This window comes from Micromonospora sp. CA-269861 (genome assembly GCF_050948505.1).
Classification (GTDB): domain Bacteria; phylum Actinomycetota; class Actinomycetes; order Mycobacteriales; family Micromonosporaceae; genus Micromonospora.
Genome location: NZ_CP192014.1, coordinates 3,041,473 through 3,054,274, shown reverse-complemented (window position 1 = coordinate 3,054,274; position 12,802 = coordinate 3,041,473). Strand labels below are relative to the sequence as shown.

Annotated in this window: 14 protein-coding genes; 6 read left to right on the top strand and 8 right to left on the bottom strand. The window is 71.7% G+C overall.

Annotation, left to right across the window (positions count from 1 at the left end):
- Nucleotides 1-8: 8 nt before the first annotated feature.
- Nucleotides 9-956: an SRPBCC family protein gene (locus ACQP0U_RS14115; protein WP_433319385.1), complete on the bottom strand. Its 948-nt coding sequence runs from the start codon at nucleotides 954-956 to the stop codon at nucleotides 9-11.
- A 241-nt stretch (nucleotides 957-1,197) separates the two neighbouring features.
- Between ACQP0U_RS14115 and ACQP0U_RS14110 the strand changes: the two genes are divergently transcribed.
- The 3 genes from ACQP0U_RS14110 (at nucleotide 1,198) to ACQP0U_RS14100 (ending at nucleotide 4,759) form a co-directional block, all read left to right on the top strand.
- A complete protein-coding gene (locus ACQP0U_RS14110; RefSeq protein ID WP_433319382.1) occupies nucleotides 1,198-2,229 on the top strand; it encodes a carboxypeptidase regulatory-like domain-containing protein in 1,032 nt (343 codons plus the stop codon).
- 79 nt (nucleotides 2,230-2,308) lie between these two features.
- A complete protein-coding gene (locus ACQP0U_RS14105; protein ID WP_433319379.1) occupies nucleotides 2,309-2,704 on the top strand; it encodes an SCP2 sterol-binding domain-containing protein in 396 nt (131 codons plus the stop codon).
- Between the two features lie 3 nt (nucleotides 2,705-2,707).
- Nucleotides 2,708-4,759: an amylo-alpha-1,6-glucosidase gene (locus tag ACQP0U_RS14100; RefSeq protein ID WP_433319376.1), complete on the top strand. Its 2,052-nt coding sequence runs from the start codon at nucleotides 2,708-2,710 to the stop codon at nucleotides 4,757-4,759.
- 8 nt (nucleotides 4,760-4,767) lie between these two features.
- On the opposite strand, the gene ACQP0U_RS14095 is transcribed toward ACQP0U_RS14100, so the two are convergent.
- Nucleotides 4,768-5,721, bottom strand: coding sequence for a helix-turn-helix domain-containing protein (locus ACQP0U_RS14095; RefSeq protein ID WP_433319374.1), 954 nt, complete (start codon nucleotides 5,719-5,721; stop codon nucleotides 4,768-4,770).
- A gap of 93 nt (nucleotides 5,722-5,814) precedes the next feature.
- On the opposite strand from ACQP0U_RS14095, the gene ACQP0U_RS14090 reads away from it, so the two are divergent.
- Nucleotides 5,815-6,852 (top strand): saccharopine dehydrogenase family protein, encoded by a 1,038-nt coding sequence (locus tag ACQP0U_RS14090; protein WP_433319371.1) that lies wholly within the window; start codon nucleotides 5,815-5,817, stop codon nucleotides 6,850-6,852.
- A 66-nt stretch (nucleotides 6,853-6,918) separates the two neighbouring features.
- Here ACQP0U_RS14090 and ACQP0U_RS14085 read toward each other — a convergent pair whose 3' ends face one another.
- Complete coding sequence (locus ACQP0U_RS14085; protein ID WP_433319368.1) at nucleotides 6,919-7,425, bottom strand: hypothetical protein; 507 nt, start codon at nucleotides 7,423-7,425, stop codon at nucleotides 6,919-6,921.
- A gap of 228 nt (nucleotides 7,426-7,653) precedes the next feature.
- Here ACQP0U_RS14085 and ACQP0U_RS14080 point away from each other — a divergent pair, with 228 nt between their 5' ends.
- Nucleotides 7,654-8,364 carry a carbonic anhydrase gene (locus tag ACQP0U_RS14080; RefSeq protein ID WP_433319365.1) on the top strand — a complete coding sequence of 237 codons (711 nt, stop codon included), beginning with the start codon at nucleotides 7,654-7,656 and terminating at the stop codon, nucleotides 8,362-8,364.
- 5 nt (nucleotides 8,365-8,369) lie between these two features.
- Here ACQP0U_RS14080 and ACQP0U_RS14075 read toward each other — a convergent pair whose 3' ends face one another.
- A complete protein-coding gene (locus ACQP0U_RS14075; RefSeq protein ID WP_433319362.1) occupies nucleotides 8,370-9,026 on the bottom strand; it encodes a hypothetical protein in 657 nt (218 codons plus the stop codon).
- A 126-nt stretch (nucleotides 9,027-9,152) separates the two neighbouring features.
- Here ACQP0U_RS14075 and ACQP0U_RS14070 point away from each other — a divergent pair, with 126 nt between their 5' ends.
- The gene (locus ACQP0U_RS14070) at nucleotides 9,153-10,244 is read left to right on the top strand and encodes a winged helix DNA-binding domain-containing protein (RefSeq protein ID WP_433319359.1); all 1,092 of its coding nucleotides are present in this window, start codon (nucleotides 9,153-9,155) and stop codon (nucleotides 10,242-10,244) included.
- Nucleotides 10,245-10,247: 3 nt separating this feature from the next.
- On the opposite strand, the gene ACQP0U_RS14065 is transcribed toward ACQP0U_RS14070, so the two are convergent.
- The 4 genes from ACQP0U_RS14065 to ACQP0U_RS14050 form a co-directional block, all read right to left on the bottom strand.
- Entirely contained in the window at nucleotides 10,248-10,691 is a 444-nt protein-coding gene (locus ACQP0U_RS14065; RefSeq protein ID WP_433319356.1) for a DUF5990 family protein, read from the bottom strand.
- Nucleotides 10,692-10,718: 27 nt separating this feature from the next.
- Nucleotides 10,719-11,366 carry a TMEM175 family protein gene (locus ACQP0U_RS14060; RefSeq protein ID WP_433319353.1) on the bottom strand — a complete coding sequence of 216 codons (648 nt, stop codon included), beginning with the start codon at nucleotides 11,364-11,366 and terminating at the stop codon, nucleotides 10,719-10,721.
- Between the two features lie 20 nt (nucleotides 11,367-11,386).
- Nucleotides 11,387-12,157: an MBL fold metallo-hydrolase gene (locus ACQP0U_RS14055; protein ID WP_433319350.1), complete on the bottom strand. Its 771-nt coding sequence runs from the start codon at nucleotides 12,155-12,157 to the stop codon at nucleotides 11,387-11,389.
- Nucleotides 12,158-12,224: 67 nt separating this feature from the next.
- Nucleotides 12,225-12,695: a hypothetical protein gene (locus tag ACQP0U_RS14050; protein WP_433319347.1), complete on the bottom strand. Its 471-nt coding sequence runs from the start codon at nucleotides 12,693-12,695 to the stop codon at nucleotides 12,225-12,227.
- Between the last annotated feature and the right edge of the window lie 107 nt (nucleotides 12,696-12,802).

Sequence of the window (12,802 nt, the reverse complement as noted above, 5' to 3'; positions counted from 1 at the left end):
TCGGGCGATCAGCGGCGGGACGCCGGCAGCGGCTGGGCGGGGCGCTGCATGGCCTGTTGGCGTACGGAGATGCCGTTGGGACTGCCATCGGAGCGGACCACCTCGCCGGTCTCCAGCACCTGCTTGAACCGGCGCAGGTCGTCGCGGACCTGCTGCTCGGGTTCCTCGCCGAAGAGCTTCGCCACCGCCCGGCCGAGGGCACCGGCCGGCGGCGCGTATCGCAGCTCCACCCGCACCTCGGTGCCCCGGTCGCCGGGCGCGGGCACGAACCGGACCCGGCCGGCGTTGGGCACCCGGGTCCCCGGCAGCGACCGCCAGGTGATCGACTTGTTCGGCTGGTCGTCGATGATCTCGGCGTCCCACTCGACCCGGCGTCCGGCCGGACCGCGGGCGATCCAGTGTGAGCGGCGCAGGTCGTCAGCGCGTACGGACTCCAGGTGCGCCATGAACCGGGGCAGGTTCTCCATGTCCCGCCAGAACCGGTACGCCTCGGCCGGCGACCGGTTCACCGTCACCGCGATCTCGATCCGGATCACCCGGGCGCGGGCCCGTCGAGCCCTGCCGACGCGTACGGCGGCGAGCACGTCGACGGCGGTGATGCCGGCGATGGCGAGGGTGGTCAGCGCGACCCGGCGGCGGCGTTCACCGCTACGGTCGGCGAGGGCTCGCCCGAGCAGGGTGAGGTCCATGGCGTCGCCGGCCACCCGGCTCCAGGCCCAGCCGGCCGGGCGGCCGCTGAGCAGGCCGGCGGCGCTGCCCAGCTCCCGCAGGCCGATGGCCGGCAGCACGGACCGCGCGGCCGGTACGTCGTCCACGCCGGTCATCCGCGCGAGCGGTCCGGGCGCGACGAGCGCGCCCACTCCCAGGGCCAGGCTCAGCAGTCCGAGCGCGCTCGGCAGCGTCGCCGGCACCGGCCCGTCCAGCTCCGGCAGGAGCACAGTGTCGACACGGCTCATGTCCGGTCCCTTCCGGTGGGCGTCGCCGCCGGTCGGCCGGCGGAGGCGGCGGGGGTGCTCCCGCTCCCGTGACGCTATGTCGTACACGTGCCGGATGCGCCAGGTTCGGGGCAGAACGTCCGATGCGGCACCGTGAGCAGGAACGCCGCCGGCATCGGTCGGCATCGCGACATTGACCGATTTGGATCACTTGAGCGCCGTACCGTCGGCCCAACCCGCCGCGCCGTCGGAAGGATGACCCATGAGCCGCGCCGCCCTGCGCCACCTGAGCGCCGCCGTCGCCGTCGCACTGCTCGTCGGGGAGGCCGCCGCGCCGGCTGCCGCGCGTACCCCCGGGTCGCCCGCGCCCGGCGGCGTGCGCACTGTGGTGCGCGACGCGTTGACCGGCGCGCCGGTCCCCCGGGCCTGCGCCGCGCTCGTCCCGGTGGACGCCGCGGCGTTGGCGACGGTCACGCTCGGCGAGGACCAGCTCGGGCGGTACGGGGGCTGCGCCGACGAGCAGGGCGTCCTGGTCACCGGCGACGTCGCGCCGGGGAGGTACCGACTGCTGGTGCGCCCCTACGACACGACGACGCACGGCTGGCAGTGGGTCGGTCGGCACGGCGGCACCGGTGACCGCGAGCAGGCCCGGGTGGTCCGGGTGCGCGCCGGCTCGGTGATCGCCGTGCCGGACGTCCGGCTCGACCCGCCCGGCACTGTCGTCGGGGTGGTGACCGACGCGGCGACGGGCGCCCCGGTCCCCCGCGCCCGGGTCATGGTGGTGCCGTACGTGCCGGATCCGAAGTACGGCGACCACGGCCCGACCACCGACGAGGACGGTCGCTACACGATCACCGGTCTCGGCCCGTACCACTGGCCGGTCCAGTTCGCCGCCGCCGGCCTGGCGACCGTGTGGTCCGGTGGCGTGGGCAGCCGGCAGCAGGCGCGTCCGGTGCGGGTCCGCGCCCATCAGACGGCGACCCTGAATCAGGCGCTGCCCGCCGGGACGCCGCTCGGTGGGGCGGTACGGGTGGACGAGCTGCTCACCTACGCCCAGGTGATCGCGTTCGACGCGACCACCGGCGACCTGGCCGGGGTGGCGGACGTGGGCAGCGGTTACGCCCTGCGCCTGCTCCCCGGGCAGCGGGTGAAGCTGCGCTGCGACTGCGCGTACACCCCGCCGGTCTGGCACCGCGACGCCGCCGGCTTCGATGCCGCGACCGCCGTGCGGGTCCGCCGGGCGCCGGTCGTGGTGGACTTCAACCTCGGGACCGGCCTTCCGCTCGCACCCTGAAGAAGGGCACCGCCAGGCGTTAGGAGTGCGCGGCACCGGGTAGCCGGCATCCGCTCTTACCAGCGCCCGAGGAGGTGGGATGTCGGCGACCAGCGCCTTTTTCGAGCGGTTGGCGATCGCCTGCCAGGACCCGCGATTCAGCAAGGTCTCCGGGAGCGTGCGATTCGACATCGGCGACGGCAGCCACCTGGAGCAGTGGCTCCTGGACATCGATCATGGCCAGATGCGGGTGACGAGGAGCGGTGGTCCCGCCACGACGGTGATCCGGGTTTCCGCTCCGGTCGCGGAGGCGATGGCACGAGGTGAGGTGAACGGCCTGGCGGCGATCACCCGGGGCGAGATCATGGTCGACGGTGACCTCGCTCTGGCGTTGCGCATCGGGCGGCTCTTCCCGCGCGAGCCCGAGCCGGCGCCGTCCGGCCCCGACCGTCCGTCCGAGGGACGGCAAGCCGGCGACCCCGACAGCGGGAAGTGAGCGATGCGGGACATCGCGGGCACCGCGGCGTGCATCGACGGGAACACCTTCATGGTGTCCGACTCCAGCGGCGACGTGGAGTCGTCCCCGAGCACCCCGGTCGGCCTCTTCGCCGCCGACACCCGGTTCCTCTCCCGCTGGATGCTCACCGTCAACGGCGAGTGCATGACCGCGCTGTCGGTGGACGACAGCCAGTACTTCGAGGTCACGTTCTTCGTGGTGCCGGGCGGGGCGGTGGACTACGTGCAGGCCGACGTGTCGGCCATTCGGCGCAGGCGCATCGGCCCGGACCTCACCGAGTCGCTGACGATCTTCAATTACGGCGAACGGGACATGACACTCGATGTGCGTCTGGAGGTGGCAGCCGACTTCGCCGACATCTTCGAGATCAAGTTCGACATCGGCGACAAGGCCGGCGCGCACTACACGCACGTCGGTCCGAACGAGCTGCGCCTCGGCTACCGACGCGGTACCTACCACCGTGAGGTAGTCGTGTCGGCCAGTGAACCCGCGGAGTTCGACCAGGGCGGCCTCCGCTTCGCGGTCCGGCTGCGCCCCGGGCAGCAGTGGTCGACCCGGTTGCAGGCCACCATGCTGGCGCTGCGTCCGGACGGCGTCGACCTGCGTTCCGCCCTGCGGGCCCAACGGCCGGACGACTCCACCCTGCCCAGGAGCGTGCAGGCCTGGGTCGCGGCGGCGCCGACCCTGGACACCGAGAGCGCCGCCCTTCAAGAGGTCTACCACCGCAGCCTGGTGGATCTGGCGGCGCTGCGCTTCGCCCCGCTCTCGCTCGGCGGCGCGAGCGTGCCGGCGGCCGGGTTGCCCTGGTTCATGACGCTGTTCGGCCGCGACAGCCTGTTGACCTGCTTGCAAACCCTGCCCGTCACCCCGTCGCTGACCCCACCGACACTGCGGATCCTCGCGTCGCTGCAGGGCGCCCGGACCGACGACGTGTTGGAGGAGGACCCGGGCCGGATCCTGCACGAGCTGCGCTACGGCGAGTCGGCAGCGTTCGAGGAGCAGCCGCACTCCCCCTACTACGGCACCGTGGACGCCTCACCGCTGTTCGTGGTGCTGCTCGACGAGTACGAGCGGTGGAGCGGCGACACCGCGCTGGTGATGGAGTTGGAGCAGGAGGCCCGCGCGGCCCTGACCTGGATCGACACGTACGCGGACCTGACCTCCACCGGCTACGTCTGGTACCAGCGACGCAACCGCGCCACCGGCCTGGACAACCAGTGCTGGAAGGACTCCTGGGACAGCATCTCCTACGCCGACGGCCGGCTGCCGGGCTTTCCCAGGGCCACCTGCGAAACCCAGGGGTACGCCTACGACGCGAAGATCCGCGGAGCACGGCTGGCTCGTACCGTCTGGGGTGATCCCGCCTACGCCGACCAGTTGGAGAGCGAGGCGGCGGCCCTGTACGACAGGTTCAACCGGGACTTCTGGCTTGAGGACCGGGGTTTCTACGCCCTCGCGCTCGACCGCGACGGCACCCCCGTCGACAGCCTGTCGTCGAACATCGGGCACCTGTTGTGGAGCGGCATCGTGCCACCGGAGCGGGCTCCGCGGGTGGTCGAGCACCTGATGGGTCCGGCGCTCTTCTCCGGTTGGGGCGTGCGCACGTTCGCCGAGGGGCAGCGCCGCTACAACCCGCTCGGCTACCACAACGGCACGGTCTGGCCGTTCGACAACTCGTTCATCGCCTGGGGTCTGCGCCGTTACGGTTTCAACGCCGAGGCGGCCCGCATCGCCGAGGGCGTCCTCTCCGCCGCCACCTACTTCGAGGGTCGGCTGCCCGAGGCGTTCGGCGGGTTCGACCGCGACACCACCCGGTTCCCGATCCGGTACCCGACCGCCGGCAGCCCGCAGGCGTGGTCCAGTGGAGCGTGCATGCTGCTGATCCGCACCATGCTCGGTATCAACCCGCACGAGGACCACCTGGCCGTGGACCCCGCGCTGCCCACCGCCTTCGGGCGGATCGCGCTCCTGGACATCCCCGGCCGCTGGGGCAAGCGCGACGCGTTCGCCCGCCAACGCCCCGACCAGCACTAGCGGCACGCTCAGGCGGCGGCGGAACCGGTGGCCCGGAAGGTGCGCCGGTACGCATCCGGCGGCACGCCGACGGTGCGGTGGAAGTGTCGACGCAGCGTCGCGGCGCTGCCCATGCCGGCCGCCTCGGCGATGGCGTCGATGCTGTCGTCGGTGTTCTCCAGCAGTTCCTGGGCGCGGCGGATCCGCTGCGTCGACAGCCACAGCAGTGGTGTGGTGCCGGTGGCCGACTGGAAGTGCCGGGCCAGGTTGCGCGAGCTCATGTGCGCCTGCCGGGCCAGGTCCTCGACGGTCAGCGGCCGGTCCAGGCGGGCCAGCACCCAGGGGAACAGGGTGGCGAGCGGATGGTCGTCGCGGGCCGGCACCGGGGTGGTGAGGTACTGCGCCTGACCGCCGGCGCGGTGCGGCGGCACGATCAGGCGGCGGGCGACGGCGTTGGCGACCGTCGAGCCGTGGTCGCGGCGGATCAGGTGCAGGCACAGGTCGATTGCGGCGGCCTTGCCGGCGGACGCGAGCACGGTGCCGTTGTCGACGTAGAGCACGTCCGGGTCGACACGTACCCGCGGATAGCGGGCGGCCAACGCCTCGGTGTGGGCCCAGTGGGTGGTGGCCCGCAGCCCGTCGAGCACACCGGCGGCGGCCAGCACGAACGCGCCGGTGCAGAGCGAGACCATCCGGGCGCCCGCCTGGTGGGCCGCGCGGACCGCCTCGAGCAGATCAGGGGGTACGTCCCCGTCGACGTCCTCGACCGACGGGATGATCACGGTGTCGGCGCGGGAGAGGCGGTCCAACCCGTCGTCGGGCTCCACCAGGAATCGGCCGACCCGGACCGGGCCGGGGCCGCAGACCACCACGTCGTACCAGGGGTCGGCCAGGCCGGAGGGGTCGCGGGCGAAGACTTCGCAGGCCAGGGCCAGCTCGAAGTGCAGCATCCCGTCGGTGGCGGCGATCGCGACATGAGCCATGTCCGAAACTGTACGGGAGATGGCGTTCCCGACACTGGTTGGTAGCCGACCACTGCTGGAAGCTGGTCCCAGTCGATCTTCGAGGGGGCAGCAATGGGCCACAACGTGGCAGTGTTCGGGGCGTACGGGCACACCGGACGGTTCGTGGTGACGGAGTTGCGCGAGCGCGGGTTCGACGCGCTGCCGGTGGGCCGCGACCCACGCAGGCTGGACGCGTTCGGACTCGCCTACCGGGTGGCGTCGGTCGACGATCCGGCATCGCTCGACGCGGCGCTGGCCGGCGTGGACGCGGTCATCAACTGCGCCGGCCCGTTCGCGTCGACCGCGACCCCGGTGATCGAGGCCGCGCTGCGCGCCGGCATCCCGTACGTGGACGTGGCGGCCGAGATCGAGGCCAACGTCGACACGTTCACGCACTTCACCGAACGCGCCCGGGCGGCCGGTGTCGCGGTGGTCCCGGCGATGGCCTTCTTCGGTGGGCTCGGCGATCTGCTCGCGACGACGGCGATGGGCGACTGGACGTCGGCTGACGAGGCGCACGTCGCGTACGGACTGAGCAGTTGGCACCCGACGGCCGGGACGGTCGCCGCGGGCACCGTCTCCCGCGAGCGCCGTGCCGGCCGCCGGGTCCGCTACACCGGCGGCCGGTTGGAGTACCACTCCGGTGGGGATCTGCCGAGGGTGGACTGGGACTTTCCCGCGCCGCTGGGCCGGCGCGGCGTCCTCGGTGAGTTCACCATGGCCGACGTCGTCACCATCCCCCGTCACCTGGCCATCCCCGAGGTGTGCACGTACATGAGCGCCGACGCCGCCACGGATCTCGTCGCCGGAAACGCGCCGGTCCCGGTCGACGGGCTGGGCCGGTCGGCGCAGACGTTCACTGTCGACGTCGTCGTGCGTCGCGGCGACACGCATCGCCGCGTCGTGGCCACTGGCCAGGACATCTACGCCGTCAGCGCACCCCTGGCCGTGGAGGCGGTCCGGCGCATCCTCGACGGTCGGACGAGGACGACCGGTGTCGCCTCCGCCGGCGAGATGTTCGACGCGCCCGACTTCCTGCGCGCGCTGTCCGCGCATCTCCGGGTCGAGACGGTCAGTTCGTGGTCAGCCCCCGCGTCGCCAGTTCGCTGAGCGGAGGAGTGACGCCGGCCGGCGGGGCGGAAGCCACGCCGGTCGGCGTCGGTCACGCCACGATGGTCAGACGACCAGTTTGACCCCGGCCGCCTTGCACGCGGTGTTGATCTCGTTGCCGGCCTTCTCGAAGGCCGGGTTGTCGGCGGCGGTCGCCGGGTCCGCCGCAGCCGCGGCCTTGGCCGCCTCCGCGCCGAACGTTCGCAGGGCGGCCGCCACCTTGCCGTCGCCGGTCGCGGCGACCGCGACCATCTTCTTCTCCAGATCAGCCAGGATCTTCTTCTGATCCGCCGCCGACGGCTCGCCAGCCATGGCGATCTTCACCAGCTCCGCCTTCATCTCGTCGCTGGCCTTCTTCGCCGACTCGCAGAGTTCCTTGTCGCTCGCGGCGCCCGCCGCGGGTGACGAGGCCGGCGTGGCGGCAGCGGAGGTTGCCACCGCGGACGGAGCTGCGGACGTGGGAGCGGGCGTGGTGGATCCGGCGGTCGTCGCCTTGTCGCTGTCGCCACAGCCGGCGAGGGCTGTCGTAACGGCAAGGATCACGATGGCAGAGGCAAGACGGGAAGTTTTCACGGACGCGCACGATAGTCGAAGTCCAAACGATGATCAATTTGCTCGACGCCTACTCCCACCTGAATGGATCCGTAGGGTCTGGTCATGGTGAAGCCGCGTCGCTCGGCGACGTGGGTGCGAACCGTCAGCGGCGGTTCGCCGTCACCTACTGGCCATCGGACCGCGGTCACCACTGTGGACTGCGGGCTGGTAGGAAGAGGCGAGTTGCCTCACCTCAGGGAGATGATCGTGGCACGTTCCCACCTGTCCCGCCGTTCGCTGCTGACCGCCGGTGGCGCCGCCGCCGTCGCGCTCGGCGCGGCCGCAGCCAGCCCGTCCACCGCCGCCGCCGCGCCAGCCGACAACCCGGTCGATACGCCGACGGAGGCGCTGCGTCGGCTTCAGGCCGGCAACCGGCGGTTCGCCTCCGGCCACGGGCGGCACCCGCACCAGGGCCTGGCCGACCTGCACCGGCTCGCCGCCGGCCAGCACCCGTTCGCCATCACCGTCGGCTGCGCGGACTCCCGGGTGGCCCCCGAGGTGCTCTTCGACCAGGGGCTGGGTGACCTGTTCGACAACCGGGTGGCCGGCAACATCGTCGACGACCTGCTGCTCGGCAGCGTCGAGTTCGCGGTGGAGGAGTTCGGCAGCCTGCTGATCGTCGTCCTCGGCCACGAGCGCTGCGGCGCGATCACCGCCACCATCGACGCCATCCACACCGGCGGGACGGCGCCCGGGCACATCGGCACCATCGTGGACGCCCTGCGTCCGGTCGTCGAGCCGGTGCTGAACCAGCCCGGCGACCCGGTGGAGAACGGGGTCCGGGCCAACATCGCCGCACAGGTGCGGGCGCTCACCGCGCGCAGCACGATCATCGCCGAGAAGGTGCACGAGGGCACGCTGCGCGTCGTGGGCGCCCGCTACGACCTGGACAACGGGCGGGTCTCGCTGGTGGCCTGAGGCCGTCACCTGATCCTGGGCCACCCGGACGGCGGCGCTGGTCGGTCATCCACTGACACCGACCAGCGCCGCCGGTCGCGTCGCGGCAGGCGGGTACGCCGGTAGTAGGACCAACCGGCCAGTGGCAACGCGACCGCCCAGGCCAGCAGGAGCGGAAGGCCGATCAGGACGCCCGTCGGGGTGAAGATGTCCTCCGCGCTGGATTCCGACAGGTCCGCGGTGAACTGCCAGGGCAGGGTCACCGAGTAGCCGATCATCAGGGCGGATCCCAGCACCGTCGGCGTCAGCGGCAACCACGGTGGCACCCGACGTCCGCGCAGCCACGGCACCCACCGGGGAAAGACCACGCCCCAGTCCTTGATGAGCCCCAACGCCAGGACGCCCCCGAGCCCGGCGAGGACGCACAGGAGACCCAGGTAGAACGCGCCGGCCGGCAGCCCCAGGAAACCGTCGACCGGGTGGTCCCCCACCCCCGGCCCGCGACCGTGGTACCACTCGCGGAACGGCCCGGGATTGGCGAACATCGGGATGCCCAGGATCCATGGCACGTGCAGCGGGATGAACCCCAGCACGGGGGCGATCCAGGCCACGTGACCGGCTCGGCGTGCCCAGGACGGCGGGGGTGGCGGGGCGGGCATGGTCCCGCGTGGTGTTCGATTCATGGCTTCTTCTCCGTGTCAGCGGGGGCGTCGGCACTTCTGAGACCACCGTCGCCGAACGGCGAGACGAATGAATCGCTGCGCGGAGGGAACCGCCTCCCCCTGCCCGGGGACAACTAGGGTGCAGACATGGTTGATCGGCACCAGGTGATGCGCTTTCGGGTCCGAGCCCAGCAGCTCGACCGGGCCGAGGGCACGCTCGCCGACACCGCGGTCCTCGACATCGGGGTGCAGAACACCGGTCCGGACGGCGCCCGGTGGGCGCTGGCGGTACGCGGGGTCGACGTGACGGCGTTGTCCGACGCGGATCTGGTCCTGCTGTGGACCGTGCGGGGCGCTCCCCACCTCTACCGGCGAGCCGACGTCGGGAAGGTGGCGGCCGCCGTCGAGCCCTTCTCCGACGCCGACGCGGGCAAACGCATCTACGACGCCGCCAAGCCGTTGAAGGCCGCCGGCATCGACAACCTCGCGGCCCTCGACGAGATCGCCGCCCGGATGCGGGCCATCGTCACCACGCCGACGGTCAAGGGAGACGTCTCCGGCCGTTTGGCCACGGTGCTGCCCGAGCCGTATCTGCGGGTCTGCCGGCCGTGCGACGCCACGCACCCCTACGAGATGCCGTTCCGGCTCGCCGCTCTACGGGCCGGACTGGAGTTGCAGCTCGACACCTCACCTCCGGTCCTGCGGCGCATCGCCGGGTTCCGGGAGGCGTCCGCACCGGGTGACCGGTTCGACCTCATCCGCGCGTACCTGCGCCTGCTCGGCCCGGCCACCCCGAAACAGGTGGCCGACTATCTCGACGCCCCGGTGAAGGACGTGAAGGCGCACTGGCCCGACGACGTGACCGAGGTGACAGTCGACGGCGAGGTGCGCTCCCTGCTGGCCGCCGACGAGGAGGCGCTGGAGTCGGCCGACGGCAGGGGCACCCGCCTGCTCGGCCCGTTCGACCTGTTCTTACAGGCCAAGGACCGGGCAACGCTGGTGCCGGACGCCGCCCACGCCAAGGAGTTGTGGCCGGTGCTGGGTCGCCCCGGCGCCGTCCTGGTCGACGGCGAACTGGTCGGCACCTGGCGGCCCCGCAAGTCCGGCAGGACGTTCACGGTCGCCGTCCAGCCCTGGCGTCGGCTGTCCGACCCCATGCGTAAGGCCATCACCGCGCAGGCCGAACATCTCGCCGCGTACCGCTCGGCCTCGCTCAGCGGCGTCGACTTCGCCGGCTGACGGTCACTCCACCGCCCAGGCGATGGCGGGAGGGTGCACCCGAGCGCAGATCGGCCCACCGGCGGCATCGGTCAACCCGATCCGGCCGACCAGCGTCCCGGTGCCCTCGTGGGCGGCGCGCAGCAGCTCGGTCGGGACGTCGGTGAACATCAACTTCGCTCGTCGGAACATGGCGAAGCCGTCCTGGGTCACCGCGCCCCAACTCAGGTACAGAAACCGCGCCCCGGGGCGGCCGTGCACCCACGGGCCGCCGACGTCGAGCGCTCCGTCGATCTCGCGGCTGGACACCTCGAAGGACCAGATGGCGCTGGCCGCGTCGGCCGGCACCCGATCGACCACGTCGGCCTTGCGCTGAACCCCGACGTGTACGTTGCCCAGCCGCAGCGCGTCGGCCTCCGCACCGGGACGCCGACCTGGGAGATCGCTGCCGTCGATCCGGATCCGCATGGCTCCGACTCTAGTGAGTCGCCCGGTTCAGGTGGGCTGCTCGGTGTTGTCGTCCTCGCCGTACTCGCCGCGGATGGGCAGGTAGTAGGCGGGCAGGAAGGCGGCGATGATGGCGACGCCGGCGATCGGCACGAACGCGCCGACGAGGATGCCGGAGCCGATCCAGACCAGCGCGAGCGCGAATCGGCGGCCGATGGCCCGCGTACCGATGGGACCGAGGCCGGGGTCCAACAGTGTGGCGTGGCGGAGGTGCGCCCAGGTGATGTTGAAGAGGAGCGCCGCCGTCCACAGTGTGCTGCCGTAGACGACGACCGACGCGCGCAGACCCTGCTCCGCCCGCAACGCGTCGGCGAGCAGCGACGTGGAGAACGGCAGGAACGCGATGACCATCAGGAGCAACGTGTTGAGGAACAGGACCGCTCGGTCGACATGCCGGACGCGGTCGAACATGACGTGGTGATTCACCCACACCTGCCCGATGAGCAGGAAGCTCAGCGTGTACGCCAGGTACGACGGCCACAGCGCACCGAGGCCCTGGACGAGGTGCTCGAAGTCGTGGGGCGGTTGGATCTCCAGCACGAGAAGCGTCACGGCGATCGCGAAGACGCCGTCACTGAAGGCCAGCAGGCGGCCCGGACTGCGGGTCAGCCGGGTCCGTTCCCTTTTGGGAGGCACGTCCCGAATTATGCTATAAGTCAGCTTCCGCCATGGGCGGAGCTGTCGGCCGTCCTGCGCAGATAGGTCTCGGCCAACTGGCGAAGGCGCTTACCGTCGAAGCTGTCCCCGTGGCCGGGATGGACGACGGACACGTCGAGGTCGACGAGGAACTGCATGCTCCGCCGGTACGCGGCCACGTCGGAGTTCGGCAGATCGTCGATCAAGGCACCCTCGTAGATGACGTCACCGGAGTACAGGGCCCCGGTGCGCTCCTCCAGCAGGGCGATGCTCCCCGGCGTGTGACCGGGAAGGTGCAGCACGGTCAGCACTGGCCCGCCCAGGTCGACCCGGTCGCCGTCGTCGAGCAGTCGGGTCAGGGTCATGGGTTCGACGCGGTAGGCGGCAGGGTCGTAGCCCGGATCGGGCAGGACGTCGATCATGAGCTCCGGGATGTCTTCTCCGGCGGCGTCGATCCCCAGCTTGTCGAAGAGTTCCGCGCCGTACAGGCTCGCCGGCACACCCGACGCCAGGACCTCCGCCTCGGCGGGGTGGGCGGCCCGGTCACCGAACTCGGGCGCCCCACCGACGTGATCCAGGTGCGCGTGGGTGAGCACGACCATCGGATCGCGCTCGAACAGGCCCGGAATCGCCTCCCGCAGGGCGACGACGCCGAGCCCGGCGTCGATCACGATGTCCCGATCCTTGCCCCGCAACCACCAGAAGTTCGCCGACAACAGCTCGTTGACGTGCGGCTCCGAGAGACGGATGACGTCGTTGTCCACTTCGGCCCGCGTATGCCAGTCGACCATGTCCGAGAGTGTGCCAGCGCGGCGATGCCGCCTCGACCCCGCGAATCAAGCTGGGGCAGAGGAAAACTTAAATGATCAGGAAGAGTCGGTCGGCGGGCTCCACGACGGCGGCCAGCACCGCGCCGGGCACGAGGGCCGGGTCGTTCGCCCGGATCGTGTCCGCCTCGAAGGTGGCGAACCCCGGCCCGCTGATCCGCAGGTGGACTTCCAGCCCGGGGCCTTCTCCACCCAGGTGGTTCGCCACCGCGAGAACCTCCGCCGTCGCGGCGACACCAGCGGCGGACAGTCGACGCGCGTCGCTGCGTGAGCGGCCCACCAACCGCCAACCCCAGACACCGAACCCGACACCGATGATCGTCGCCAACACGCCACCGGCGAGGAGGCCCCAGAAATCCGAGGATGACGGCCGTGGATCCAGCGTCGCGGCGGCGGCCAGCAGGACCGGTCCGGGCAGACAGATCGCCAGGAACAGGAGCCGGCAGAGCAGCGCGCCCACCGGTCCGACGCGCGCTTCCGCTTCGCGAGGGGCACTCGTCATCCTCGAACCGTAATGCAACGGCCAGACCTGTCACTCCACCGTCCAGGCAGCGGCGGGAGGGCGGACCCAGGCCGGACCGCCCGATCTTCCGGTGCGGGCGAGTACGG